This window comes from Nonomuraea sp. NPDC050556, from assembly GCF_044457355.1.
Lineage (GTDB): Bacteria > Actinomycetota > Actinomycetes > Streptosporangiales > Streptosporangiaceae > Nonomuraea.
The window spans coordinates 1115718-1141391 of sequence record NZ_JBITGU010000003.1; the positions used below are offsets into that span (position 1 = coordinate 1115718).

Here is a 25674-nt window from a genome sequence, read left to right on the forward strand (position 1 = left end):
CGCGAGCACCCGGCCCGTGACTGCCCGGCCCGTGACCGCTCGATTGGCGGCCCCGTCATCTGCGGCCCCCCGAACCCCGATCTCCCGATCACCGGCTCCCCGGGCATCGCGTCCCACCGCCGTGGGAGCGTTGCGGCTCTCGGGCGAGGTCCCTTCCCCGTGGGGGTTTACGCCGTCCACTTGGGTGGCCTCTTCTCCATGAAAGCCGCGATCCCCTCCTGGCCCTCCTCCGAGGTGAACCGCTGCGCCGACAGCGTCGCCATCTGCCGCAACCCCTCGTCGAACGACACGGAAGGAATGTCCCGCACCAGCCGCTTGGTGATCGCCAGCGCCTCAGGCCCGCCCTTGACCAGCATCTCCGTGTACCGATCCACCGTCGCGTCCAGCTCCTCAGCCGGTACGGCCCGGCTGAGCAACCCGGTCGCCACCGCCGTTTCAGCGTCGAAAACTTCGCCCGTCATGAAGTATTCAGCCGCAGCCCGCTGGTTCATCCTCCGCAAAACCGGCACCGAGATCATCGCAGGAACGACGCCCAGCCGTACCTCCGTGAACGCGAACGAAGCCGTCAGTGGCGCGATGGCGAAGTCGCAGGCCGCCACCAACCCCAGCCCGCCGGCCCGCGCGGTGCCGTTGAGACGGCACACCACCGGCTTGGGACTCTCCCAGATCAGCGCCAGGATCTCCGGAAACGACGCCGTCACCGGCGCATCGTGCGCCCCGGTGGACGGCTCGATCCGCTGCTCCTTGAGATCGGCCCCGGAACAGAACACCGGCCCGGTGCCGGTCAGCACGATCACCCGCACCTCGGGATCGGCCAGCGCCCAGTTGAGCCGATCCTCGAGATCGCCCAGCAGCCGCACCGACAGCGCGTTGCGGTTCGGCGGCGAGTCGAGCGTGATCGTCGCGATGCCGTTCTCGAGCTCCTTGTGCACCAGACGCGTCATTGGTTCACCTTCATCAGTACGGCTCCCGCCTCGACCTGCTGACCTCGTTCGACGCGTACGTCGTCCACCACCCCGTCGGCGGGGGCGGCGATCTGATGCTCCATCTTCATCGCCTCCAGCACCAGGACCACCTGCCCCTTCGTCACCGGGTCGCCGGGTTTGACCTCGACGCGCAGCACGCTACCCGGCATGGGGGCGAGGAGGGAGCCAGGCGCGACGTGTTCGACGGGTTCTGGGAGCCGGGGGATCGGGGTGAGCCGGGCCGAGCCGAGAGGGGAGTCGACGTGGACGATGGTGTCGTAAGGGGCTACGGCGAAGCTGTGCCGCAACCCCCCACTTTCCAGGACGACCTCGGTCGGGGTGGCGCTGATCAGGTCGATTCCCTCGGGAAGGGGCTGATAGACGACCTCGATCTCCTCGAAACGGAGTGTCTGGGGCTGGGAGCGTACGTTGCGCCATCCGCTCGGCAGGCCGCCGTTGACCTTGGCCCGGCGGCGGTTCGCCGCGGCTCCGGCGAGGGCGGCGGCGAGGGCCAGCAGGTCGAGCGGCGTTTCGTCCTGGGGGAAGTCGTGGGTGTCGAGGAAGCCGGTGTCGGTGTCCCCACGCAAGAAGTCCCGATTTTTCAGGACATCGAGGAGGAGGTCGCGGTTGGTGGTCAGCCCGTGGATCCTGGCTCGGTGCAGGGCCGTGGTGAGCTTTCTGATGGCTTCGGTACGGCTCGCGCCGTACGCGATGACCTTCGCCAGCATCGGGTCGTAATGCGTGGAGACCACGGAACCAGACTCCACCCCTGAATCCACCCGAACCCCGCCGGGAACCTCGAACAGGTGCAGCTCACCTGACTGCGGCACGTAGTGACGGTCCTCCGCATAGAGCCGCACCTCCACCGCGTGCCCGCGCGGCTGCGGAGGAGCCGGATCAAGCCGAGCACCCTCCGCGATCTCAAGCTGCAACCTGACCAGGTCTACGCCGTACACCTCCTCGGTGACCGGATGCTCGACCTGCAGCCGCGTGTTCATCTCCAGAAAGGCGACGGTGTCCCCTTTGACCAGGAACTCCACCGTCCCAGCCCCGACGTACCCAACCTGCTCCGCCGCCCTCACAGCGGCCGTCTCCAGCCGCTCCCGCAGCTCAGACCCGACCGCAGGAGAAGGACACTCCTCGACGACTTTCTGATGGCGACGCTGGATCGAACACTCCCGCTCGCCGAGCGCCCATACGGTCCCGTACTGATCGGCGACGACCTGCACCTCGATGTGCCTCGCCTGCTCAAGGAGCGGCTCGACGAACACCGTCCCGTCCCCGAAGGCCGCCTCCGCCTCCCGCCGAGCAGAGGCGATCTCCGCGCCGAGCGCCGCCGCCTCCCGCACAACCCGCATCCCCCGCCCACCACCCCCAGCAGACGCCTTCACCAACAACGGATAACCCCACTCCCCGCCAACATCGCCGGGGTCGCCCGCGTGCTGGAGGTGGCCTGTGGAGTCCGCGTCGCCACTGGCGCCCTTGTTGTTGCCGCTGCGTGCGTCGCCACTAGCGTCCACGCCGCTCACGTCGCCCGTGCCGCTCACGTCGCCCGTGCCGCTCACGTCGCCCGTGCCGCTCACGTCGCCCGCGCCGTTCGGGCCGTCTGCGGCGTCTGTGCTGTTGATTGTCAGGGAGGGCAGCACGGGGACGCCGGCCTCGGTCATCAGGGCCTTGGCTTCGATCTTCGAGCCCATCGCCGCGATCGCCGCCGGTGGCGGGCCGACCCAGGTGAGCCCGGCGTCGACGACCGCCTTCGCGAAGGCCGCGTTCTCCGACAGGAAGCCATAACCCGGATGCACCGCGTCCGCATCCGACAGGCGGCAGGCCTCAAGGATGGCTGGGATCGAGAGGTACGCCTTAGCGTCGCTCAGTGGTGCCGCGTCGCCCGGCTGTGCGGTCGCGGCAGGTCCGTCGGCGTCGCGTTGCCGGGCAGCGTCGCCTGCCTGTGGGGTCGCACTTGGCCGTACGGCGTCGCCTGGCTTTGCGGCGTCGCCCAACCGTACGGCGGCGTCTGGTTGTGGGGCGGTTGGCCGTACGGTGGCGTCTGGTTGGGCGGGTGGGCGCAGCCGTACTGCATGGTCGGCCTCGGTCACGTGTGGGGCGGAGGCGTCCGCTGACGTGAAGACGGCCACCGTCTCGATGCCCAGTTCCCGGCACGTGCGGAAGACCCTGCGGGCGATCTCGCCCCGATTGGCGACCAGCAAACGAGTGATCATGGACGGAACACCCCGAACCCCGCAGCCTCAGGCGCCGGAGCGCTGTTGATCGCCGACAGGCACAACCCCAGCACCGTCCGCGTGTCGCGCGGATCGATCACCCCGTCGTCATACAGCCGCCCCGACAGGAAGAACGGCAGCGACTCCGCCTCGATCTGCGCCTCCACCATCGCCCGCATCGCCGCGTCCCCCTCCTCGTCGTACGGCAGGCCGCGCGCCGCCGCCGACGCCCGCCCCACGATCGACAACACCCCGGCCAGCTGTGCCGGACCCATCACCGCCGACTTCGCGCTCGGCCAGGCGAACAGGAAGCGTGGATCATACGCCCTGCCGCACATGCCGTAATTGCCCGCGCCATACGAAGCGCCCATCACGATCGTCAGATGCGGCACGGTCGAGTTGGACACCGCGTTGATCATCAGCGCGCCGTGTTTGATGATCCCGCCCTGCTCGTACTCCTTGCCGACCATGTAACCCGTCGTGTTCTGCAGGAACACCAGCGGCGTGCGCGACTGGTTGGCGAGCTGGATGAACTGCGTCGCCTTCTGCGACTCCGCGCTGAACAGCACCCCCTGCGCGTTGGCCAGGATCCCCACCGGATAGCCGTGGATCGTCGCCCACCCCGTGACCAGGCTGGGACCGTACAGCGGCTTGAACTCCTCGAACGCGCTGCCGTCCACCACCCTGGCGATCACCTCGCGCGGGTCGAACGGGACCTTGAGGTCCTCGGGCACGATCCCCAGCAGGTCGTCCGCCGGAAATTTCGGCTCCTCGACCTCGCCGGGTGTGACGCCCTGCTTGCGCCAGTTGAGGGATCTGACGATCTGCCGCCCGATCCTGAGCGCGTCGTGCTCGTCCGCCGCCAGGTAGTCGGCCAGCCCGCTCGTCCTGGCGTGCATCTCCGCCCCGCCCAGCGACTCGTCGTCGGACTCCTCGCCGGTCGCCATCTTCACCAGCGGCGGCCCGCCCAGGAACACCTTCGCCCGTTCCTTCACCATCACCACGTAGTCGCTCATCCCGGGCACATAGGCGCCCCCGGCCGTCGAGTTGCCGAAGACCAGTGCGACGGTCGGGATGCCCGCCGCGCTCATCCGGGTCAGATCGCGGAAGATCTGCCCACCCGGGATGAAGATCTCCTTCTGGGTGGGAAGGTCCGCACCGCCCGACTCCACCAGATTGATGTACGGCAGGCGGTTGCGTAGCGCGATGTCCGCGGCCCTCAGGGTCTTCTTCAGCGTCCACGGGTTGGACGCGCCGCCACGCACGGTCGGGTCGTTCGCGGTGATCACGCACTCGACGCCCTCGATGACGCCGATCCCGGTGACCACGCTCGCGCCGACCGGGAAGTCGCTGCCCCAGGCGGCCAGCGGCGACAGCTCCAGGAACGGCGAGTCCGGGTCGATCAGCAGCTCGATACGTTCCCTGGCGAGGAGCTTGCCGCGTTTGCGGTGCCGTTCGACATATTTCTCCCCACCTCCGGCCACCGCCTTGGCGTGCTCGGCTTCGAGGTCGGCCAGCTTGGCGAGCATCGCCGCGCGGCGGGCGCTCGTCTGGTCCGTCATCGGACGGCCTCCTCAGTTGACGGTCGCGTCAGGCCGATGGCCCTGGCCCAGAGACGGGTGAGATGGTCTACGGCTGCGCGCTCGTCGGCCTGCTCGCCGAGGTCGAGCCAGACGTGGGCGAAGTGCTCGACCATGCCGCCCAGCATGACGGCGGTGAGCCTGGGGTCGAGTGCTTTGTCGGCGAGCCCCTGGTCCTGGAGGCGTCTGAGACCCTCGGCGCCTCGCCGTACGAACACCTCGCGGAGCTCCAGCAGGAGGCCGCTGAAGCGGTCGTCGGTGGAGGCGGCGTGCTCCAGCATCCGGACCAACCGGGAGTTGGTGGCCCAGGCGCGGAGGTAGAGGAGGTTGGCGGCCTCGATGCGGGCGTAGGGGTCGTCGGGGACCGTGGGGCCGACGACGCTCGCGGTGAACATCTCGCCCACGACCGCGGCGGCGACCTCGCTGAACAGGGACTCCTTGGAGTCGAAGTAGGTGTAGAACGTGCCGTGGGAGACTCCGGCTCTGGCGCAGACGTCATCCACGCGTACGGCGTCGAAGCCGTGTTCCTCGAACGCGTCGCGGCCCGCCTGGACCAGGGCCGCCCGGGTCTTCTTCCCGCGGGCGGTCAACTTGACGATCACGTCAACTACGATACCCCGCTTCAACCCGCCCACGGAAGGCACCCTTTCGGGGTGGAGATCCGCATGCTTGCGAAGGTGTGTGCCCTCAAAGACAGGGTGCTTTCGGTGCGTGCAAGAGGTGGGCGGCGTGTGTGACATCCCACGCGTGGGACCCCACGCGTCGGATGACGCGACCCGGGGGAGTCGCGGGTGCGACGGCGAAGGCAGCGACGGCGGCGCAGGCGGAGAAGGCGACGACGGCGAAGGCGGTGGCGCGGCGACGGCGGTGGTGACGGCGGTGGTGACGGCGGTGCGGTGACGGCGGTGGTGACGGCGGGTGGCGTGGTCGTGGTGACGGCAGTGGCGTGGTGACGGTGGTGACGGTGGTGGCGGCGGTGGTGGCGGCGGTGGTGGTGCGCGGCGGTGGTGGTGGAGGTGGTGGCGTGGCGACGGAGGTGGTGGAGGTGGCGTGGTGACGGCGGTGGTGGAGGTGGCGCGGCGAGATGTGTGGGAAAGAGGGGTGGGCATGGAAAAGGGCGGCCACCCCCACGGTGACCGCCCTTCCCGGCTCGGATCAGGTGCAGTGGCTCCAGCCGCTCTTCCAGGTCAGGTTCTTCCAGCTCCCGCCCCAGATCACGCACTTCTTGACCGCGGCCTGCCGTACCGGCCCCGCGTACGCCTCGAAGTTGCCCGGGTTGGTGCCGCTGCCGCCCCCCTGCACCTGCAGGATCGCGTTCATCGGGACCTTGTTCGGATAGATCAGCTTCGACATCGTCACGACGCAGTTCTTGCCCGCCGCCGTGTTGTACAGCAGGAAGATCGTCGCCTTGTCGCCCAGCGCGTGGCCGTCGATCACCTTGAAGCCGCCGCCGCACACGGCCTCGGGGGTGTTGGTGTTCGGCCTGGTGCCCGCGTCGGACGGGTCGCCGGTGATGACCGGGTTCGACGGATCCACCATGTTGTCCTTCTTGGTGGGCGTCGGTGATGCGGTGGGCTGCTTCGTCGGCTTCGGCTTCGCGGTCGCCGTCGGGGTCGGCTCGTGCGTGGTGGGGCGGATGGTGGGCTGCGTCGTCGGCAACGTCGTGGGCAGCGGCACCAGGGTCTTGTGCGGCTTCTTGGGCTTCTTGGTGGGCTCGGCGGTGGGGGACGGGGCCTCCGTCGGGGTGACCGCCTCCTCGGTGGGCTCCTCCGTCACGGGCTCGCCGGGCTGGCCCGCGCCGCCGCCGGGGGTGGTGCTCGCGGACGGACCCAGGGCGGAGACGAGCTTGGCCGGGGCGCCGGTCATCTGCGTCACCGCCACCACGCCGCCGACCACCAGCACGGTGGCCGCCGCGCCGGACAGGGCGAGGAGGAGGGTACGGCGGGGCTTGCCCGCCGGGCGCGCCGTGGCGGCCCTGGTGAGCGCGGAGCGCCCGGGGATGGGCGGGGGCGTCGGTGCGGCATTGTCACCGAACGGCCCAGCGTTCTGCGCCCCGAGGGAACCCGACGACGGCGCGTACGGAGAACCAGCCGCACCAGCGTAGGGCCCCGAAGCGCCAGACCCTGAGCTTCCGGAGACGGCCCCCGAAGCACCAGGGTAGGCCCCCGAAGAGCCCGATCCGCCTGCGGCACCGTAGGGACCTGACGCACCTGCGGCGGGGGCCGGGCCCCCGAGGGGGGAGCCGAGCTGAGGCCCTGAGGCGCCTGCAGCACCGCCGGGCTGAGCGCCTGGCGCCCCTGGGTAGGGTCCTGACGCGCCTGCGGCGGGGCCAGCCTGGGCCGGGCCCCCCGAGGGGGTGCCGGGCTGGGGCCCCGAAACGCCTGCCGCGCCACCAGGCTGAGCACCCGGCGCCCCGGGGTAGGGACCCGAGGCGGAAGCGGCGGCCGGGGGTTGGGCGAGGCCGGCCAAAGGCTTGTTGGGGGAGTGGGCGGGCTGGGCCAGCCCTGCCAACGGGTTGGGCTGCGCGGTGAAAGGTGTCGAAGGCACCGGCGGCGCCGCGGGCTGCACGGGCTCGATGGCCGCCTTCGGCACCGGCTGGCCGGTCAGCTTGACGATGATCTCGTCCGCCGTAGGCCGTTCCGCCGGGTCCTTGGACAGGCAGGCGGCCACCAGCTCACCCAGCGTCCCCTCCAACCCCTCCATCTCCGGCTCGTGGTGCAGGATCCGGTTCATCACCACCGGAATCGAGTCAGACCCGAACGCCGGCTTCCCCGTGGCCGCGAACACCATCGTGACGCCCCACGCGAAGACGTCGGCCGCCTCGGTGACCGTGGACCCGCTGAGCTGCTCGGGCGCGAGGTACGACGGCGTCCCCATCGCCATCCCCGTCGCGGTCGCCCCAGGCGCGTCGAGCGCGCGGGCGATCCCGAAGTCGATCACCACGGGCCCCTCGGGACCCATGAGCACGTTGGCGGGCTTCAGGTCCCTGTGCAGGATCCCGGCCCGGTGGATGGCCGCCAGCGCGGTAGCCGTACTGATCGCCAGCCGTTCGAGGGCAGCCCCGCGACGGGGCCCCTCGTTGTCGACGAGCTGGCGGAGGGACGGGCCGGGCACGTATTCACTGACGATGTACGGCCGGCTGCCGTCGAGGTCGGCGTGCAGCACCGGCGCGGTGGAGAAGCGCGCCACCCGCTGCGCCACTGCCACCTCGCGCAGGAACCGGGTTCGCGCGTCCTGGTCGGCGACCAGCGCGTTGTGCAGCAGCTTGACGGCGACCTGTTCACCGGACGCGCCGCGGCCGAGGTAGACGACCCCCTGGCCGCCCTCGCCGAGCCGGGCGACGATGTCGTACGCACCCAACCGTCGCGGGTCCTCCGCCGCCAACGGCTGGAACTGATTCACAGCGAACCCCCATATGTACCCCGATAGGTGGGACAAAAAGCTACCAGTGTGACCATTGGTGCGTCTTGCCGCCCTGAGGATCTTTCACGTCCCTACGACGACTTGACGCCACATGTCAGGGCATCGACGCAGGTCGTGTCCACGCCCGCCTCGTAGGTCACGTCTTGGTGAACAGTCCACGTCCCATCCCCGCAGGGTGGGGTACGGACGACACTCCACGGGGCCGGAGGCGCGCCGCCGGGCGGGTTGTCCACTGGGCCGAGTGGGGTTCCGTAGGGAGAAGGGGTGGGCTAGATGGCCTTGCCGGGGTTGAGGAGGCCCAACGGGTCGAAGACGGCCTTGATGCCGTGTTGTACCTCCGTCACCACCGGCCCGGACTCCAAGGCGAGCCATCGGCGCTTCAGCAACCCCACCCCGTGCTCGCCGGTCAAGGTGCCGCCCATCGACAGGGCGTGGCGGAAGATCTCGTCCGCCGCCGCCCACACCTCGGCAGGAGGCTCCACCGTGCCGTGGTCGAAGATGAAGACCGGGTGCAGATTGCCGTCCCCCGCGTGCGCCACCGTGCAGATCTGAACGCCGTGCCGTACGGCTGTCGCCTCGATCGCGGTGATCATGTCCGGCAGCGCCGACCGCGGCACGCAGACGTCCTCCACCAGGCAGGCGCCCAGCCGCTCCTTCGCCTGGTACGCCATCCGGCGCACCGCGATCAGCTCCTCGGCCTCCGCGGGCGAGGACGAGACGGCGACGAACGACGCCCCGTTGTCCATGCAGAGCTGCTCCATCCGCGAAGCGACCTCCTGCCCGTCGGCCGCGTCGGACTGCCCGATCAGCATCGCCTGCGTCGACGCCTCCAGCCCGATGTGCCGCCAGTCGTCGATCGCGACCAGCGTCGCCCGGTCGAGCAGCTCCATGAGCGACGGCTGGCACCCGGCCGCGATGATCGCCGACACCGCCGCCGCCGCGTCCCGCAGCGAGCCGAACTCGGCCGCGAACGTCGCGGGCGCCTGCAGGGGCGCCCGGCGCAGCCGTACGGTCGCCGCCGTGATCACCCCGAGCGTGCCCTCGGACCCGACGAAGAGGCCGGTGAGGTCGTACCCGGTCACGCCCTTCATCGTGCGCCGCCCGGTGTCGAGCACCCGCCCGTCGGCCAGCACCACCTCCAGGCCCAGCGCCGAGTCGCGGGTCACGCCGTACTTGACGCACCGCAGCCCGCCCGCGTTGGTGGCCAGGTTGCCGCCGATGGTGGAGATCTCGTACGAGGACGGGTCGGGCGCGTACATCAGGCCGTGCGCGCGGGCCGCCCTGTCCAGGTCGGCGGTGATCACGCCTGGCTCGACGACGGCGATCTCGTCGGCGGGTGACAGCTCCCTGATCGCGGTCATCTTCGCGAGCGACAACACGACCGTCCCGTCACCGGCGGTCGCGCCACCGGCCAGCCCGGTGCCTGCGCCGCGCGGCACCACGGGCACCCGATGCTCGGTGGCCCAGCGCATCGTCGTCACCACGTCGTCGCGCGAGGTCGCCAGGACCACGCCCAGCGGCTTGCCCGGCTCCAGGAAGGTCCGGTCGCGGGCGTAGGAGTCGATGACGTCCGGGTCGGTCACGACGCGGCCTTCGGGGAGACTTGTCACCAATGCATCAATTGCGCTCACGAAAGAACCTTACGGTTTGCGTGGACAGTCCCATCCGTACAGACTTCCCGGATGACTCTCTCCTGTCCGGTGTGCTCTGAAGCCGACCAGGTGGCCTCGGTGCCCGGAGTCGTCGCAGCGGGAACCACGTACGCCATCGGCCGGGTGCGGCTGCCCGCCGGCAAGGACGTGGCCGACCTGCCCACGGCTCCGTCGCTGGGCGGGTCCAAGCACCGCATGAGCCGGACCCAGCTCGCCGTCTGGCTGTCGTTCCCCAGCCGCCACTACACGCCGTGGGTGCGCAACCAGGGCTACGTGCTGCTCGGCATCGCGGCGCCGCTGCACCTCGTCGTGGCGCTCGTGCTCGCCATGGCGCGCGAGTCGACGTGGGCCGAGGTGCTGCTGGCGCCGCTGTGCCTGACCGGGCTGTTCTGGGGGCTCGGGCTGATGTTCGTGCTCGGCTCGTTCGGCGCGCGCAAACGCGACGTCGCCGAGGCCCCGGCCAGGGAGAAAGCCCTTGCCGTGTGGGAAGGGCTCTACTACTGCGCGCGCGACAACATGGTGTTCGAGCCTGGGGTGGGAGTCTCCTTCCACCCCAGCGAGACGCGCGAGTACATCTTCGGTTTCAGGCGTTGACGGCCCTGACGCAGATCGCCAGGCCGGTGATGGCCTGCTCCAGCTCCTCCAGGTCGGGGAACGTCGGAGCGATGCGGATGAAGCGGTCGTCCGGGTCCTTGCCGTACGGGTGGGTCGCACCGGCCGGGGTCAGGGCGATCCCGGCGGCCTTGGCCCTGGCGACGACCTCGCTGGCGTGAGGCACCTCCAGGGTGATGAAGTAGCCGCCCTGCGGGCTCGTCCACGTCGCCACGTCGCCCAGCTCCTTGCTCAGGATCCGGTCGACGACCTCGAACTTCGGCCACACCAGCTCGGCGTGCTTACGCATGTGCGCGGCCAGCCCGTCGGCGTCGCGCAGGAGCTCCACGTGGCGCAGCTGGTTGATCTTGTCGGCGCCGATCGTCTGCTTGGCGGTGTTGCCCAGATACCAGGCGACGTTGGCGGGCGAGGAGCCGAAGAACGACACCCCGCTGCCCGCGTAGGTCACCTTGGACGTCGAGCCGTACACGAAGGCGCGGTCGGCGTTGCCGTACTCCGCGCACAGGGCCAGGATGTCGGCGAGCTGCGCCGGGGTGTCGGTGAGGTGGTGGACCGCGTAGGCGTTGTCCCAGAAGATCCGGAAGTCGGGCGCGGCGGTCGGCATCGCGGCCAGGCGGCGCGCGGTCTCGTCGGAGTAGGAGATGCCCGACGGGTTGCTGTACTTGGGTACGCACCAGATGCCCTTGACCGAGGCGTCCTCCGCGACCAGCCGCTCGACGACGTCCATGTCGGGACCGTCGGCGTCCATCGGCACCGCGACCATCCTGATGCCGTACTTCTCGCAGATCGCGAAGTGCCGGTCGTATCCCGGCACCGGGCACAGGAAGGTGATCTCCTGCTCCACCCAGCGCTGCGTGGCGCCGGGAACCGTACCCAGGAGGGCGAACATGATCGTGTCGTGCATCATCGCCAGGCTGGAGTTGCCGCCCACCACGAGCTGATCGGCCGGGACCTGCAGCGGAGCGGAGAACAGCTCGCGCAGCTCCTTGAGGCCCTGCGGGTTGCCGTAATTGCGGCCGTCCGTGCCGTCGGCCGCGACGTGCGTCGAGGGCAGTGACAACATCGCGTCGGACAGGGCGAGCTGGTGAGGCGAGGGCTTCCCTCGGGTCAGGTCGAGGCTCAGCCCGCGGGCTACGAGGGCTTCGTATTCGCTCAGGGCGGTGGACTGCATGCACGCAGGATAGGAGATCCGGCCCCCTGCTCCCGGTGAATGTCCGGAATATGGACCGCGATACTGCTCTCATGCGCGAGTTGCCGCCCCGGGTGATCGACGCCGCGATCACCGTCGTGGTCGTCGCTGCCACCGTCCTGCCGATGATGTGGCCGCAGCCGCCCGCGTGGTGGATCGTCGGGCTCGGGCTGGCCGCCTCGCTGCCGGTCTTGTGGCGGCGCAGGTGGCCGCTGAGCACCGCGCTCGTGGTCGGGGTGGCGATCACGGTGCTGGTCACGTGGGAGAAGCCCTACCTGCCCTGGGGGCCGCTGGTCGGCATCTACACCATCGCGGACCTGGCTCCGCGCTGGGCGCGCCTGCTCGCGGTGCCCGTGGTGGCGGCGGGCGTGGCGGTGTCCCTGATCCTTCCGGCGGAGAACGCGGAGACCTACCGCGTCATCGGCACGGCGTTCGTCGCCGCGTACGCCCTCGGCACCAGCGCACGCGCCAACCGCGAGCGCGCGCTGCGCATCGAGCAGGAGCGGGCCACGGCGATCGAGCGCGAGCGCACCCGCATCGCCCGCGACATGCACGACATCGTCACCCATTCCGTGGGCCGCATGGTCGTGCAGGCCGAGACTGGACCGCTGGTGCTCAAGGACGAGGCGCGCGCCGTCGCGGCGTTCGACGCGATCGCCGACACCGGCAGGGAGGCGCTCACCGAGCTGCGCGGCCTGCTGTCCGCGCTGCGCCGGCCGGGCGAGCCCGAGCCGCAGCCGGGCCTCGAAGGCCTGCCGGGGCTGCTCGACCGTTCCGGGCTCGACGCGACGCTGACCACCGAGGGCGAGCCGCGCCCGATCGCCGCCGGTGCGGGGGTGGCGGTCTATCGCATCGTGCAGGAGGCGCTGACGAACGTCCTGCGCCACGCGGGGACGAAGCGGGTGACCGTACGGCTGCGCTGGAGTGACGAGCGGCTGGAGGTCGAGGTCGCGGACAAGGGCAGGGGCGGGCCGCGTAAGGACGGGTTCGGGCTGGTCGGGATGGGTGAGCGGGCAGCGGCTGTGGGCGGGACGCTGGACGCGGGTCCAGGCGCTGCCGGGGGATTCGTGGTGAAGGCCGCTTTTCCTGTTGGATAGGGCGCATGCTGCGCGTGCTCGTCGCCGACGACCAGGACCTGTTCCGGGCCGGATTCACGCTGATCCTCGACGCGCAACCCGACATCTCGGTCGTCGGTGAGGCGGCCGACGGCGCGACGGCCGTGGCGCTGGCCGAGGAGCTGCGCCCCGACGTGGTCGTCATGGACGTGCGCATGCCGGTCATGAACGGCATCGAGGCGACCGAGCGGATCTGCGCGGTCACCGACGCCAAGGTGCTCGTGCTCACCATGTTCGACCTCGACGAGTACGTCTACGACGCCGTGCGCGCCGGGGCGAGCGGGTTCCTGCTGAAGGACATCCGCAGGGACGAGCTCGCCGCCGCGGTCCGGGTGGTGGCGGCCGGTGAGGCGCTGCTGGCCCCCGCCGCGACCAGGCGGTTGCTGGAGGACCTGGTCAGGCGGCCCAGCCACGGCGTCGCCCCGCGGCTGGCCGCGCGGCTCGGCGAGCTGACCGAGCGGGAGTCGGAGACGTTGCGGCTGATGGCGCGCGGCCTGTCCAACGCCGAGATCGCCGCGGGCCTGGTCGTCAGCGAGCACACCGTCAAGACGCACGTCAGCCGCATCCTCACCAAGCTCGACCTGCGCGACCGGGTCCAGGCCGTCGTGTTCGCCTACGAGTCCGGGCTGGTCGTCGCGGGCGCGTAAGCCCTGACAAGCGAGTCGGGGGCGTGCGCCCTGACGAAGTCCTCCAGCTCGGGTAGGGACAACCCGGGCGGTGGCACCGCGACGAGCCGGTCGACGCCCAGGTCGGCGTAGGCGCGGACGGTGTCTGGGGTCAGCGGCCGCGACGGGCTGACCGTGATGTGCAGCGGCCTGCCCGACAGAGCGCGCAACGACTCCAGCTGTGCGGCTGTGGCACGCAGCCCGAGCATCCACCCGTACCACCCGTCGGCCAGCTCGGCCGCGCGCCGGTGCGCGGCGCGCGAGTGGCCGCCCATCACCACGGGCACCGGCCGCTGCACCGGACGCGGGTGGGCGTCGACGTCCTTGAACGACACGTGCTCACCGTGGAAGGCGGGCGCCTCGGACTCCCACAGCTCCCTGATCGCCCGCAGATACTCCTCGGCGCGCGCCCCACGACCTTCCAGGGGTACGCCGAGGGCACGCAGCTCGGGCTCCAGGTAGCCGACGGCGACGCCGAACACCAGCCGCCCGCCGCTCAGCACGTCCACGCTCGCCAGCTGCTTGGCCAGCACCAAAGGCTCACGCTGCGGTAGAACCACACACCCGGTGGCCAGCAGGATCCGCTCGGTGTGCGCGGCCATGAACGCCAGCGAGACCACGGGGTCCAGCAGCGGCGCGGAAGGCTCAAGAGGGGAGGGGGCAGAAAACGGGCTCGGCAGCACCACGTGGTCGGCCACCCACAGCGAGTCGTACCCCAGCTCCTCCGCCAGCCGCGCGATCCGCGCGGCACCCTGTCGAGAGGCCCCGGCGAAGGCGTTGGGCGTGTGCAGGCCGATGGTCGTCATGCCTCCCGACGGTAGAACCGCGACACCGCCTCCACCAGCGACGATCTCGCATGGATCCCATGCTCACGCCGCATCTCACCGGGAAATATGCCCGAACGGGTTCCCAGGCGGCGATCGCCGGAGTCCAATGGGGTGATCGGGGTCACACTCCATTCGCCGAGGGAGCTGCCGTGACGACTGTTCGAGAGACGTCCTTCGAGCAGGTCAGGCGCCGCCGTACCGGGACCGTCATCGTCTCCTGGATGTCGACGACCGACCACAAGGTGATCGGGTACCTCTACCTGATCACCTCGTTCTGCTTCTTCCTCCTCGCCGGGGTCATGGCGATGGTGATCAGGGCGGAGCTGGTGGCACCCGGCATGCAGCTGGTCTCGCAGCACCAGTACAACCAGCTGTTCACCGTGCACGGCACCGTGATGCTGCTGCTGTTCGCCACCCCGCTGTTCGCCGGGTTCGCCAACGTGATCATGCCGCTGCAGATCGGCGCGCCCGACGTGGCGTTCCCCCGGCTCAACGCGGTCGCGTACTGGATGTTCCTGTTCGGCGGGCTGATGGTGGTGGCCGGGTTCCTCACCCCGGACGGCGCGGCCGACTTCGGCTGGTTCGCCTACACGCCGCTCTCGACGGGCACCTACTCGCCCGGCGTCGGCGGCGACCTGTGGATCATGGGGCTGGCGCTGTCCGGCCTGGGCACGATCCTCGGCTCGGTCAACTTCATCACCACGATCATCGGCATGCGCGCGCCGGGCATGACGATGTTCCGGCTGCCGCTGTTCACCTGGAACACGCTGCTGACCAGCATGCTCGTCCTGATGGCCTTCCCGGTGCTGGCCGCGGCGCTGCTGGTGCTGGAGTCGGACCGCAAGTTCGGCACGCACGTCTTCGACTCGGCGACCGGCGGCGCGATGCTCTGGCAGCACCTGTTCTGGTTCTTCGGCCATCCCGAGGTGTACATCATCGCGCTGCCGTTCTTCGGCATCGTCACCGAGGTCATCCCGGTCTTCAGCCGCAAGCCGATCTTCGGCTACATCGGGCTGGTCGGCGCGACCATCTCCATCGCCGGGCTGTCGATGACGGTGTGGGCGCACCACATGTTCGCGACGGGCCAGGTGCTGCTGCCCTTCTTCGCGTTCATGACGTTCCTCATAGCCGTGCCGACCGGGGTGAAGTTCTTCAACTGGATCGGCACGATGTGGCGTGGCCATCTCAGCTTCGAGACGCCGATGTTGTTCGCCGTCGGGTTCCTGGTGACGTTCCTGCTCGGCGGCCTGACCGGCGTCATCCTGGCCTCGCCGCCGCTCGACTTCCCGCTGTCCGACTCCTACTTCGTCGTGGCCCACTTCCACTACGTGGTCTTCGGCACCGTCGTGTTCGCGATGTTCTCCGGCTTCTACTTCTGGTGGCCGAAGATGACCGGCAGGATGCTCGACGACCGCCTGGGGAAGATCCACTTCTGGACGCTGTTCGTCGGGTTCCACACTACGTTCCTCATCCAGCACTGGCTCGGCGTGCTCGGCATGCCGCGCCGCTACGCCGACTACAGCGCCTACGACGGCTTCACCGCGCTCAACCAGCTCTCGTCCGTGGGCGCCTTCCTGCTCGGGGCCTCGACGCTGCCGTTCCTCTACAACGTCTGGCGTACGGCGAAGCGGGCACCGAAGGTGACCCTCGACGACCCCTGGGGCTACGGCAACTCCCTGGAGTGGGCCACGTCCTGCCCGCCGCCCCGGCACAACTTCATCAGCATCCCCCCGATCAGGTCGGAGCGCCCCGCCTTCGACCTGCACTACCCACGTGTCGCCGCAGCGGCGCAGCCGCGCCAGGTGGACGCCCCAGAAGACGAGGTTCCCAGCGAGGAGACCTAGATGACCGGCGTGAAGAGCCCGTTCTCACCAGAGTTGGCGCCCTGCGGCAAGAGGTCGGGCGGTGAGCGCCTCGTCGACGACGACGGGTACGGCCTGCTCATCCGCGACCAGTACTTCGACTGCGGCTGCCGCCGCATCAGGCACGAGTACCACGACGGCAGCATCCACATCTCCGCCGTGCGCCACGACGGCAAACGGATCAAGGACTCGTCCCTGCAGGCCGACCACGGGAGCTGACGCACATGATCGACGTGCTCATCGTCGGAGGAGGCGGGGCTGGTCTGCGGGCGGCCATCGCGGTCGCCGAGACCGACCCGTCGTTAACCGTGGCTGTCGTGTCGAAGGTGTATCCGATGCGCAGCCACACCGTCTCGGCCGAGGGCGGCGCCGCTGGGGTGATCGGCATCGGCGACACGCTCGACGAGCACGCCTACGACACCATCTCCGGCGGCGACTGGCTGTGCGACCAGGACGCGGTGGAGGCGTTCGTCGCCGAGGCGCCGCGCGAGCTGATCCAGCTGGAGCACTGGGGCTGCCCGTGGAGCCGCGAGCCCGACGGGCGGGTCGCGGTCCGGCCGTTCGGCGGCATGAAGCGGCTACGCACCTGGTACGCCGCCGACAAGACCGGGTTCCACCTGCTGCACACGCTCTTCCAGACCACCCTGAAATACACCGACATCGTGCGGTACGACGAGTGGTACGCCACGCGGCTCGTCGTCGACGACGGCCGGGTGCACGGCGTCACCGCCGTCGAGATGAGGACCGGCCGCATCGAGACGATCGCGGCCCGCACCGTCATCCTCGCCACCGGGGGCTGCGGCCGCGTCTTCCCCTTCACCACCAACGCGGCGATCAAGACCGGGGACGGCATGGCCCTGGCCTACCGGGCGGGCGCGCCGCTCAAGGACATGGAGTTCGTGCAGTACCACCCGACCGGCCTGCCGTTCACCGGGATCCTCATCACCGAGGCGGCCCGCGCCGAGGGCGGCTGGCTGATCAACAAGGACGGCTACCGCTACCTGCAGGACTACGACCTCGGGCAGCCGACCCCCACGCCGAAGCTGCGCAGCATGGAGCTCGGGCCGCGCGACCGGCTCTCCCAGGCGTTCGTCGCCGAGCAGCACAAGGGCAGGACGGTGGACACTCCGTACGGACCCGTCGTCTACCTGGACCTGCGCCACCTCGGCGAGGCCAAGATCGACGCGCGGATCCCGTTCGTGCGGGAGCTGTGCCGGAGCTACCAGAACCTCGACCCGGCCACCGACCTCATCCCGGTGCGTCCCGTCGTGCACTACATGATGGGCGGCGTCCACACCGACCTCGACGGCGCGACCCCGATCGCCGGGCTGTACGCCGCGGGCGAGACGGCCTGCGTCAGCATCAACGGCGCCAACCGCCTCGGCTCCAACTCGCTGCCCGAGATCCTCGTCTTCGGCCGCAGGGCGGGCATCGCGGCCGCCTCGTTCGCCCGCGAACACCGCGAGGGCGAGGCGGCAGCCGTACGCAGCCAGGGGGGTGACGAGGAGCGGCGGCTCCTCCGCACGCGGGAGGGCAACCCGCGCGGCGAGCGGATCGCCGACCTGCGCGAGGAGATGCAGCACACCCTGGAGGGCGCCGCCGGGATCTACCGGACCGGCGACGTGCTGGCCAAGGCCGCAGACACCCTCGCCGAGCTGCGCCTGCGTGCCCAGGACGCGCGCATCGACGACACCAGCACCACCTTCAACACCGAGCTGACCACCGCTCAGGAACTGCTCGCGATGCTCGACATCGCCGAGACGATCGTCGCCTGCGCGCTCAACCGGCGCGAGTCGCGCGGCGCCCACCAGCGCACCGACTTCTCGCTGCGCGACGACGACACCTACCTGGCGCACTCGCTGGTGCACCGTTCGCCCGACGGAACCCCGTCCGTCGGGTTGCTGCCCGTGACGATCACCCGCTGGCCCCCAGGCGAAAGGGTCTATGGCCGTGACTGACCTCCAGGAAAAAGCCGTCACCACCAGGACCGTGACCCTGGAGGTCGCCAGGTACCGGCCGGAGCAGGACAAGGAGCCGGTGTTCGAGAGCTTCGACGTGCCGCTCATGGACGACTGGGCGGTGCTCGACGGGCTGGCCTACGTCAAGGACCGGCTCGACGGGTCGCTGTCGTTCCGCTGGTCGTGCCGGATGGGGATCTGCGGCTCGTGCGGGATGACGGTGAACGGCGAGCCGCGCCTGACCTGCGGCACGTTCTTCACCGAGTTCGGCGACGGGCCGATCAGGATCGAGCCGCTGAAGGGCTTCCCGGTGATCAGGGATCTCGTGGTGGAGATCGACGACTTCCTGGCGAAGCTGCAGCACGTCCAGCCGTGGCTGATCCGCGAGGGTGAGGAGCTGCCGCTGACGACCGAGTACGCGCAGACTCCGGCGCAGCTGGAGGCGTACAAGCAGTACTCGATGTGCATCAACTGCATGCTGTGCTACTCGGCGTGCCCGGTGTACGTGCTCAACCCCGACTTCCTCGGGCCCGCCGCGATCGCGCTGGCACAGCGGTACAACCTGGACTCGCGTGACCAGGGGGACCGGTTCGACCTGCTCAACCTGGAAGAGGCGGTGTGGGGGTGCACGTTCGTCGGCGAGTGCACCAGCGCGTGCCCGAAGCACGTGGACCCTGCCGAGGCGATCCAGCGCTACAAGGTGACCGCGGCGATGCGGTCGGTGCTGCCGTGGGGGCGCAAATGAACCCGGTGACCTACCGCCCGCCGCGCGACCGGCTGTGGTTCGTGCGGTCGCGGGCCTACACGGTGTTCGTGCTGCGGGAGGCGACGAGCGTCTTCGTGGCGTGGGCGACGGTGTACGTGCTGCTGCTGGTCTCGGCGGTGCTGTCGGGGAACCTCCCCGGATTTATCGCCTTTTCTCAGCAAATCTGGGTGGTCGCGCTTAACGTCGTGGCCTTAATTGCCACAGCCTTCCATTCCGTCACATTTCTCAATCTGGCCCCGAAAGCCACAGTGGTCAGATTGGACGGCTGGCGCGTTCCCGCTTTCATGATCCAGGGCGGCAACCATTCCGCCTGGATCGGGCTGTCGATCCTCATCGCCTACTTCATCATGAGGTCGCCGTGAAAAGGACGCCGGAACCGTACCTCTGGCTGCTGTTCAGCGGCGGCGGGGTGATGGCCGCGCTGCTGCTGCCCGTGCTGGTGCTGCTGTTCGGCGTGCTCATGCCGCTCGGCGTGGTCGCGTGGCCGACGGCTGAGCACCTCGCGGGCCTGCTCGACCTGGTGATCGTACGGCTGGCGCTGCTCGTGGTGATCGTGCTCTGCTTCTTCCACGCGGCGCACCGGATCCGCTTCACCAGCGAGGAGGTGCTCGGGATCGCGCGGTTCGACCTGGTCATCGCGCTCGTCTGTTACGGGGCGGCGGTCGCGGGCGGGGTGGTGGCCGCACTCGTCATGTTCTGAAATATAGGCATTTAGCGGACTTTCTTGTGGTGCGGCGATTACCGTCGCCTGTCATGAGCATTTCGCGGGCGATTCCCGCACTGGGGCTCCTCGCCGCCTTTCTCGCCTCTCCCGCTACCCCGGCCGTTTATCTGCCGGGCCCGCGCGACTACTACGTCAACTACAGCGCGCCGCGCGACGAGCCCCGTCCGGCCGACCCGCGCGCGCTGCAGGTGGACAGGAAATACTCCGGCGGCAGCCCGGCGGCGGCCCGCGTGCTGGCCCAGCGGGAGAGCCAGGCGATCAGCACGGGACGCAACCCGGCGGCGTTCGTCCGGCCCAGGAGCGCCAGGATGCTCACCCTGCTGGTCGAGTTCGACGAGAAGGCCCGCGACGACTTCTCCGGCTTCCGCCGTCCCCGCACGATCAACGCCGACCCCGGCGACTGCGTCACAGAACCCTCTGGAACGTTCCTGAGCGGGCCGGCGCACAACCGCATCCCCGCGCCCCCGCGCGGCGACAACAACACCTTCTGGGTCAGGGACTTCGCCGCCGACCACTACACCCGCCTGCTCTACACCGACCGCGGCCTCACCCAGCGGGTACGCACCGACCTGCGCGACCCCCGCGACGGCCGGGCGGGCATCGACGTGTCCGGCTACACGATGAAGCGCATGTACCAGGAGATGTCCAAGGGCGCCTACACGATCACCGGGGCGGCCGTCGGCTGGCTCCGCGTCCCGCACTCCGAGGCCTGGTACGGCGCGGCCGCCTGCGGAGCCGCTCCCCAGGACATGTCGGGCCACCCGAACAACCCCCTCGGCGCCTCCCAGCTGGCCATAGACGCGGTGGACGCCCTCGCCAAGGCCCAGCCGCGCTTCCCCTGGGCCTCCTACGACGTCGAGGACGTCACGGACGCCGACGGCGACGGCAATTTCAACGAGCCCGACGGCGTGCTCGACCACGTCGTCCTCGTCCACGCAGGCAAGGACAAGTCGGCCGACGGCGGCGCGCAGGGCACCTACGCCATCTGGGCCAACTCCAGCGCGGTGCCCGGCGGCCACCCGATCCCGGGCACGCGCACGCGGCTGTTCACCTACACCCTGCAGCCCGAGGACGCCGGGGTCGGCGTGTTCGCCCACGAGTACGGCCACGACCTCGGCTTACCCGACCTGTACGACCCGACGGGCACGTCCTCCACCGACGTCGACTTCTGGGACCTGATGGCCAGCGGCTCGCACGCCGGGCTCCTCTACCAGTCGATGCCCTCCCACATGGGCCTCTGGGACAAGTGGATCCTCGGCTGGGCCAACCCCAAGGTGCTCAACCCCGGCGACGCGGCCAGGCTCGTCACCGTCGGCCAGTCCTCCCGCACCCCCCGCTTCACCCAGGACGGCATCAAGGTCAACCTGACCAGCGCGCCACTGAAGATGATCGACCCGCACGGCGGGCGGCGGGCCTGGTGGTCGGGCACCGGCCAGGACCTGGCCGACCTCGGCCTGCAGCGCGACCTGGCCGTCCCGGCGGGGACCGACGTGCGGTTCTGGATGTGGGACAACTACGAGATGGAGCAGGACTACGACTTCGGCTACGTCGAGGCGTCCACCGACGGCGGCGCCACCTGGACGCGCCTGCCCGTCTTCGACTCCACCGGCTCGCCCGTCGCGATCACCGGCTCCACGCCCGGCTGGCGGCGCGACTACGTGCCGCTCACGCCGTACGCGGGCAGGACCGTGAAGCTGCGCCTGCGGTACGTCACCGACGACTCGACCACGCTGCGCGGCTGGCACGCCGACGACTTCGCGCTCACCAGCGGGCAGGACGTGGTGTGGAGCGACGACGCCGAGCGCGGGGCCAACGGGTGGCGTGGAGGGTGGGCGCTCAACGACGGGACCAGGGCGATCTCGCGCTTCTACCTGGCCGAGTGGCGCAACTTCGACGGGTTCGACAAGGGGCTGCGGTACGCCTACGACACCAGCTCGACCAAAGGCGGGGTGTGGAAGGTGGAGAAGGTGCGGTACAACGCCCCCGGGCTGCTCGTCTGGTACCGCGACTCGACATACACGAGCAACGTGCTGCTGACGGGGCTGGGGGATCCGCCGTCGATGGGGCCGAAGGGCGGGCTGCTGCTCGTGGACGCGCATTTCGATCCGCTCCGCCGTACGGACGGGACGATCCTGGACGGGCGGGCGCAGTCGTCCAACGCGGCCTTCTCGCCGGCGCCGACCTATCCCTTCAAGGAGTGCCTTGAGGCGTTGTGCACGTCGATCAAGGCGCTCAAGGGGGTGCCGTCGTTCACCGACGCCCAGACCTGGTACCCGGGGTTCGAGGCCGGGCCGGACGGGATCGGGTACCGCGACTTCGACGCGTCCGTCGTGGTCCCGGCCGCGCAGCCGTACAGCACCAGGGTCGTGCACCGGGACGGGACGCCCGCCACCGAGCTCTACGGGACGGAGCTCGGCGACGGGCACGTGCTCGGCACCGGCAACCCCACGCGGCCTCTCGGGGTACGGTTCAAGGTCATCTCGCCGCTGCCGGGTAACGTCGGGGCGGTCGTATCCGTGACGCCGCCCCTACGATGAGGACCCATGGAGCTTCGCAGCAAGGCCGAGCACACCGAGGCCATTCAGAGGGATCGCAAGGTCGCCGTGGTGATCAACACCAGGTCCCGCCGTGGCCGCCGCCACTACTTCGAGGCGCTCGACCTGATCCACGGGCTCGGCTTCGAGCCGCTGGCTGAGTTCTCCGTCGTCAACCCCAAGCGGTTGCGCGACCACCTCGACAAGGCGCTGGCCACCAAGCCCGACCTGCTCGTGGTCGGCGGCGGCGACGGGACGCTGTCGTCGGCGGTGCGGCACATCGCGCACCGCGACGTCGCGCTGGGGGTGCTGCCGCTCGGCACGACCAACAACTTCGCCCGCAGCCTGGGGCTGCCGCTGGACCTGCCGGGGGCGGTCGGGGTGTTCGCGTCCGGCAAGGTCGCCGACATCGACCTCGGCATGGCCGACGACCGGCCGTTCGCCAACCTGGCGAGCTTCGGCGTGTCCGTCGAGGTGGCGGGGAAGGTGAAGCCCTGGCTGAAGCGCATCGTGGGCCGCCCCGCCTACCCGCTGACCGCCCTGACGATCCTGCCGGGCCACAAGCCGTTCCGCGCCTTCATCACGGTGGACGGCAAGCGCCACGAGCTGCTCACCCACCAGCTCAACATCGCCAACGGGCGGTTCCACGGCGGATGGCAGGTGGCCAAGGACATCAGCATCGACAACGGCCAGCTGGTTGCGTATCAGCTGGGCTCGGGCAAGAAGCTCCGCCTGCTGGCCGAGACCCTGGCCAGAGCCACCACGGGCCGGTGGCGCAGCCTGGCGGGCGGCCCGTTCGTCGTGGGCCGCGAGATGCTCCTGGAGACCGACCCGCCGCTGGCGGCGGACGTGGACGGCGAGGTCCGCCTGATCACCCCGATCACGCTACGCGTGGTCCCCAACGGCGTCCGTGTCATGGTCCCCTCCTCCTTCGAGGACCGCTGAGACGCCGAGCGGGAGCCGCCCGCCCCTCCTTCCGGCGCTTCAGTACCCTGCCGGCGACGGCCACCGGCGCTCGACGCCGAGCTGGTCGAGCTCGGCGGTGAACTCCTCCAGGAAGGACTCCCGCACCTCGTGCGGCTCCACGCCCCTGCGCAGGCAGAAGGACGCCAGGTGGCCGGCGACCTCGCCGACGTTCCACTCCACGGGGTGCAGGCGGAAGCAGCCGTTGGAGATGTGCGTGGTGCCGAGGTTCTTGCCCGCAGGCAGGAGGTTGCGCATCCGCACCGGGAGCAACGCGCCCAGGGGAATCTCGAAGGGCACGCTCGCGATGTCGATGTAGTTGTCGCCCCCGGTCGACGGATGCAGGTCGATGCGGTAGGCGCCGATCCCGACGGAATCCGGGAAATGGCTCTTCTGAGTGACGTGGTGCTCGGTGACCGTCGTGACGGCGCGGATACGGCGAGATTCCCGGACATAGGCCGACTTGGCCAGGCCGTCCGCCGTGCCGACCACGTCGTGGCGGAGCTTGAGGCCCGGGAAGCCGGTGCCGCCGTCGGGGCGCGGGGCCTCGGTCTGCAGCCAGTACAGCAGCGACAGCGAGAGCTGCCTGGCCTCCCGGTGCGCCGGAGCCGGGTCCACGTCGATGATCGGGCGCAGCCAGTAGTCGTTCAGCGGCCAGTTGACCAGCGTGATGTCGGAGTCGGTGAAACCCGGATCGAACAGGCCGCGGGCCAGGATGCGGCGGAACATCCACAGGTCCTTGTCGCCCGCGTGCGCGCTCTGGTCGGCCAGCACGCCGCGCGGGTCGCCCGCCGGGTTGGGGGAGAACCACCGCGACTCCGGCTCCAGGGTGCGCGGGTCCGGCGCGCTGAAGCCGAGCAGCGGGCCAGGCCAGAAGTCCGGCTGGTAGGAGCGCCAGAAACCGTAGTCGTCCGGCCGGTCGATGACGTGGTTCTCGCCCTCGTGGTGGGACAGGGCGAAGCAGTAGGTGATGCCCTGCATGTTCATGGGCTGCGCGACGGCAGGGGCGTGCGGCTCGCCGTACTCGTCGAAGGACTCGGCCCCGGTGACGTACTCGGTCTTGGACAGGGGCAGCAGCTCGCCGGTCTCGGTCGCGTCCAGAACATAGGCGGCGGTGACCGTGCGCGAGTCGCCGGAACGGGTGTCCAGCAGGCTGACGCCGAGCACGCGGTCGCCCTCCACGAAGACCTCGGCCGGGCGGTGTTCCAGCAGGATCGTCAACCGGCCGGAGGCCACAAAGGGGGCCAGCATCGCCTGCATGACCGCCAACGAGACACGTGGTTCGTGGCACAACTTGCTGACATATCCGGCGCCGGGGTTCAACTGGCGCCACGTCCGTGCCGAGCCGGTCACGGGGTACCACTGCCGGTAGTAGTCGCGGACGGATCCGCGCAGCTCGCGATAGGTGGCGGTGGAACCGTACGCCTCGATCCACGGATGTTCGTCAGGGGGTACGGCCTGAGCCGTCAACTGGCCGCCGATCCAGTCGGTCTCCTCGGTGAGGACGACGCTCTGACCGGCGCGGCAGGCGGACAGGGCGGCGGCGACGCCGCCCAGCCCGCCGCCGACGACGAGGATGTCGGGCATGAGGGGAGTGCCTTTCTAGCGTGAGGTCTCGCCCGGCTGCAGCACGCAGCTCAGGAGCTGGTGCCTGGGCGCCGTACGGTCACCCGCGATGAGCTGGGTGAGCAGCCGCACGGCCGCCGCCCCCATCTCGCGACGCGGTACGGCGAAGCCGGTGAGCCCGGCGCCGCCCCGGCTGGGATCGCCCAGCGTGGCCAGGGACAGGTCATCGGGAAAGCGGAGTCCGGCCTGCGCGGCGGCTGCCAGGAGCGCGAGGTGGGCCGCGTCGGTGTCGGTGGCCTCGGTGACGATCGCGGTGAACCCCCGGGCGCGCCAGGCGAGCAGCCGCTCGGGCGTGAGGTCGCTCCCGTCGGTCCGCACCACGGACGCCTCCAGGCCGCACTCGTCCATGCCGCTGCGGAAGCCCGCCTCCCTGTCGACGGAGGTGATGGCCTCGTCCGGCTCGCGCACGTAGAGGATGCGCTCGTGGCCGAGCCCGGCCAGGTGCCGCACGACGGCCGCGCCGGCCGAGACGTAGTCGGCGCCGATGTACGGCAGGCGGTCGCCGAAGTCGTCGTGCCGCCCTATGTAGACGACCGGCAGGTCGGTGGCGAGCAGCCGGTCCATCTCCCGCACCGGCAGGTGCCGCCCGAGGAACAGGCAGCCGTCGGCCAGCCGTACCCGGTTGAGCACCTGGGCGTGCGGGCGCTCGCCGGTGATGCTGGAGGCGATGAACATCAGCAGGTCGTAGCCCTGCGCCGCGGACTCCTCCTCGATGCCCACCAGGAACGGGTAGTAGGCGTGCGACATCTCGGTCGGGAAGGTCGAGGTGAAGGTGTAGAGGCCGAGCAGGTTGTTCTGCCCGGCGGCCAGCCGCGTGGCGATCGGGTCGGGCACGTAGCCGAGCTGCTCGGCCGCGCGCATGACCTTGCGCTGGGTCTCCTCGGCGATGCCCACGGCCGCGGCGCCGCCGCCGAGGATCAGCGACACCGTCGGCTGCGATACCCCCGCGAGCCTGGCGATGTCCGCCTGACGAGGACGACCTTTCATGAAATTT

Annotated in this window: 21 protein-coding genes; 11 read left to right on the plus strand and 10 right to left on the minus strand. The window is 70.1% G+C overall.

The genetic code is table 11. The features are described from left to right. Positions 1 to 167 precede the first annotated feature (167 nt). From ACIBG8_RS34235 to ACIBG8_RS34260, 6 genes are all read right to left on the minus strand, one after another. The gene (locus ACIBG8_RS34235; protein WP_397347218.1) at positions 168 to 944 is read right to left on the minus strand and encodes an enoyl-CoA hydratase-related protein; all 777 of its coding nucleotides are present in this window, start codon (positions 942 to 944) and stop codon (positions 168 to 170) included. Beyond that, positions 941 to 3184, minus strand: coding sequence for a biotin carboxylase N-terminal domain-containing protein (locus ACIBG8_RS34240; RefSeq protein WP_397347219.1), 2244 nt, complete (start codon positions 3182 to 3184; stop codon positions 941 to 943). Before ACIBG8_RS34240 ends, ACIBG8_RS34235 begins: the two co-directional genes overlap by 4 nt. After that, positions 3181 to 4746: an acyl-CoA carboxylase subunit beta gene (locus ACIBG8_RS34245; protein ID WP_397347221.1), complete on the minus strand. Its 1566-nt coding sequence runs from the start codon at positions 4744 to 4746 to the stop codon at positions 3181 to 3183. Before ACIBG8_RS34245 ends, ACIBG8_RS34240 begins: the two co-directional genes overlap by 4 nt. Continuing rightward, positions 4743 to 5366 (minus strand): TetR/AcrR family transcriptional regulator, encoded by a 624-nt coding sequence (locus ACIBG8_RS34250; RefSeq protein WP_397347222.1) that lies wholly within the window; start codon positions 5364 to 5366, stop codon positions 4743 to 4745. The genes ACIBG8_RS34245 and ACIBG8_RS34250 overlap by 4 nt, the downstream gene beginning before the upstream one ends. Before the next feature lie 553 nt (positions 5367 to 5919). Then, positions 5920 to 8166, minus strand: a complete 2247-nt coding sequence (locus ACIBG8_RS34255) for a protein kinase (protein ID WP_397347223.1) — start codon at positions 8164 to 8166, stop codon at positions 5920 to 5922. A gap of 290 nt (positions 8167 to 8456) precedes the next feature. Next, positions 8457 to 9818: an FAD-binding oxidoreductase gene (locus ACIBG8_RS34260; RefSeq protein ID WP_397347224.1), complete on the minus strand. Its 1362-nt coding sequence runs from the start codon at positions 9816 to 9818 to the stop codon at positions 8457 to 8459. A gap of 51 nt (positions 9819 to 9869) precedes the next feature. Here ACIBG8_RS34260 and ACIBG8_RS34265 point away from each other — a divergent pair, with 51 nt between their 5' ends. Then, a complete protein-coding gene (locus ACIBG8_RS34265) occupies positions 9870 to 10433 on the plus strand; it encodes a hypothetical protein (protein WP_397347225.1) in 564 nt (187 codons plus the stop codon). Here ACIBG8_RS34265 and ACIBG8_RS34270 read toward each other — a convergent pair. After that, positions 10423 to 11622, minus strand: coding sequence for an aminotransferase class I/II-fold pyridoxal phosphate-dependent enzyme (locus tag ACIBG8_RS34270; RefSeq protein WP_397347226.1), 1200 nt, complete (start codon positions 11620 to 11622; stop codon positions 10423 to 10425). The genes ACIBG8_RS34265 and ACIBG8_RS34270 overlap by 11 nt on opposite strands. Before the next feature lie 71 nt (positions 11623 to 11693). On the opposite strand from ACIBG8_RS34270, the gene ACIBG8_RS34275 reads away from it, so the two are divergent. Both ACIBG8_RS34275 and ACIBG8_RS34280 read left to right on the plus strand, forming a co-directional pair. Beyond that, the gene (locus tag ACIBG8_RS34275; RefSeq protein WP_397347227.1) at positions 11694 to 12737 is read left to right on the plus strand and encodes a sensor histidine kinase; all 1044 of its coding nucleotides are present in this window, start codon (positions 11694 to 11696) and stop codon (positions 12735 to 12737) included. 5 nt (positions 12738 to 12742) lie between these two features. Continuing rightward, entirely contained in the window at positions 12743 to 13402 is a 660-nt protein-coding gene (locus ACIBG8_RS34280) for a response regulator (protein WP_397347228.1), read from the plus strand. On the opposite strand, the gene ACIBG8_RS34285 is transcribed toward ACIBG8_RS34280, so the two are convergent. Next, entirely contained in the window at positions 13369 to 14226 is an 858-nt protein-coding gene (locus ACIBG8_RS34285; protein ID WP_397347229.1) for an LLM class F420-dependent oxidoreductase, read from the minus strand. The genes ACIBG8_RS34280 and ACIBG8_RS34285 overlap by 34 nt on opposite strands. 170 nt (positions 14227 to 14396) lie before the next feature. Between ACIBG8_RS34285 and ctaD the strand changes: the two genes are divergently transcribed. From ctaD to ACIBG8_RS34325, 8 genes are read left to right on the plus strand one after another with little or no spacing between them, the layout of a single operon-like run. Continuing rightward, positions 14397 to 16091, plus strand: a complete 1695-nt coding sequence (ctaD, locus tag ACIBG8_RS34290) for a cytochrome c oxidase subunit I (protein WP_397347230.1) — start codon at positions 14397 to 14399, stop codon at positions 16089 to 16091. Further along, on the plus strand, positions 16092 to 16328 hold the full coding sequence (locus ACIBG8_RS34295; protein ID WP_397347231.1) for a hypothetical protein: 237 nt from the start codon (positions 16092 to 16094) through the stop codon (positions 16326 to 16328). It begins immediately after the preceding gene. Between the two features lie 5 nt (positions 16329 to 16333). Further along, positions 16334 to 18067 (plus strand): fumarate reductase (quinol) flavoprotein subunit, encoded by a 1734-nt coding sequence (gene frdA, locus ACIBG8_RS34300; RefSeq protein ID WP_397347232.1) that lies wholly within the window; start codon positions 16334 to 16336, stop codon positions 18065 to 18067. After that, on the plus strand, positions 18060 to 18812 hold the full coding sequence (sdhB, locus tag ACIBG8_RS34305) for a succinate dehydrogenase iron-sulfur subunit (RefSeq protein ID WP_397347233.1): 753 nt from the start codon (positions 18060 to 18062) through the stop codon (positions 18810 to 18812). The genes frdA and sdhB overlap by 8 nt, the downstream gene beginning before the upstream one ends. Beyond that, a complete protein-coding gene (locus ACIBG8_RS34310) occupies positions 18809 to 19195 on the plus strand; it encodes a hypothetical protein (protein ID WP_397347234.1) in 387 nt (128 codons plus the stop codon). Before sdhB ends, ACIBG8_RS34310 begins: the two co-directional genes overlap by 4 nt. Beyond that, positions 19192 to 19533 (plus strand): fumarate reductase subunit FrdD, encoded by a 342-nt coding sequence (gene frdD, locus ACIBG8_RS34315; RefSeq protein WP_397347235.1) that lies wholly within the window; start codon positions 19192 to 19194, stop codon positions 19531 to 19533. The genes ACIBG8_RS34310 and frdD overlap by 4 nt, the downstream gene beginning before the upstream one ends. 53 nt (positions 19534 to 19586) lie before the next feature. Further along, a complete protein-coding gene (locus ACIBG8_RS34320; RefSeq protein ID WP_397347236.1) occupies positions 19587 to 22094 on the plus strand; it encodes an immune inhibitor A domain-containing protein in 2508 nt (835 codons plus the stop codon). A gap of 6 nt (positions 22095 to 22100) precedes the next feature. Further along, a complete protein-coding gene (locus tag ACIBG8_RS34325) occupies positions 22101 to 23036 on the plus strand; it encodes a diacylglycerol/lipid kinase family protein (protein WP_397347237.1) in 936 nt (311 codons plus the stop codon). A gap of 39 nt (positions 23037 to 23075) precedes the next feature. Here the strand turns inward: ACIBG8_RS34325 and ACIBG8_RS34330 are convergent, their stop codons facing one another. Both ACIBG8_RS34330 and ACIBG8_RS34335 read right to left on the minus strand, forming a co-directional pair. Continuing rightward, positions 23076 to 24641 carry an FAD-dependent oxidoreductase gene (locus ACIBG8_RS34330; RefSeq protein ID WP_397347238.1) on the minus strand — a complete coding sequence of 522 codons (1566 nt, stop codon included), beginning with the start codon at positions 24639 to 24641 and terminating at the stop codon, positions 23076 to 23078. 15 nt (positions 24642 to 24656) lie between these two features. Continuing rightward, on the minus strand, positions 24657 to 25667 hold the full coding sequence (locus ACIBG8_RS34335) for a LacI family DNA-binding transcriptional regulator (protein WP_397347239.1): 1011 nt from the start codon (positions 25665 to 25667) through the stop codon (positions 24657 to 24659). Between the last annotated feature and the right edge of the window lie 7 nt (positions 25668 to 25674).

Coding starts and splice junctions, on each gene's coding strand:
- ACIBG8_RS34235 (WP_397347218.1), bottom strand. CDS start 944: ATGACGCGTCTGGTGCACAAGGAGCTCGAGAACGGCATCGCGACGATC.
- ACIBG8_RS34240 (WP_397347219.1), bottom strand. CDS start 3,184: ATGATCACTCGTTTGCTGGTCGCCAATCGGGGCGAGATCGCCCGCAGG.
- ACIBG8_RS34245 (WP_397347221.1), bottom strand. CDS start 4,746: ATGACGGACCAGACGAGCGCCCGCCGCGCGGCGATGCTCGCCAAGCTG.
- ACIBG8_RS34265 (WP_397347225.1), top strand. CDS start 9,870: ATGACTCTCTCCTGTCCGGTGTGCTCTGAAGCCGACCAGGTGGCCTCG.
- ACIBG8_RS34270 (WP_397347226.1), bottom strand. CDS start 11,622: ATGCAGTCCACCGCCCTGAGCGAATACGAAGCCCTCGTAGCCCGCGGG.
- ACIBG8_RS34275 (WP_397347227.1), top strand. CDS start 11,694: ATGCGCGAGTTGCCGCCCCGGGTGATCGACGCCGCGATCACCGTCGTG.
- ACIBG8_RS34280 (WP_397347228.1), top strand. CDS start 12,743: ATGCTGCGCGTGCTCGTCGCCGACGACCAGGACCTGTTCCGGGCCGGA.
- ACIBG8_RS34285 (WP_397347229.1), bottom strand. CDS start 14,226: ATGACGACCATCGGCCTGCACACGCCCAACGCCTTCGCCGGGGCCTCT.
- ACIBG8_RS34295 (WP_397347231.1), top strand. CDS start 16,092: ATGACCGGCGTGAAGAGCCCGTTCTCACCAGAGTTGGCGCCCTGCGGC.
- frdA (WP_397347232.1), top strand. CDS start 16,334: ATGATCGACGTGCTCATCGTCGGAGGAGGCGGGGCTGGTCTGCGGGCG.
- ACIBG8_RS34310 (WP_397347234.1), top strand. CDS start 18,809: ATGAACCCGGTGACCTACCGCCCGCCGCGCGACCGGCTGTGGTTCGTG.
- ACIBG8_RS34320 (WP_397347236.1), top strand. CDS start 19,587: ATGAGCATTTCGCGGGCGATTCCCGCACTGGGGCTCCTCGCCGCCTTT.
- ACIBG8_RS34325 (WP_397347237.1), top strand. CDS start 22,101: ATGGAGCTTCGCAGCAAGGCCGAGCACACCGAGGCCATTCAGAGGGAT.
- ACIBG8_RS34330 (WP_397347238.1), bottom strand. CDS start 24,641: ATGCCCGACATCCTCGTCGTCGGCGGCGGGCTGGGCGGCGTCGCCGCC.
- ACIBG8_RS34335 (WP_397347239.1), bottom strand. CDS start 25,667: ATGAAAGGTCGTCCTCGTCAGGCGGACATCGCCAGGCTCGCGGGGGTA.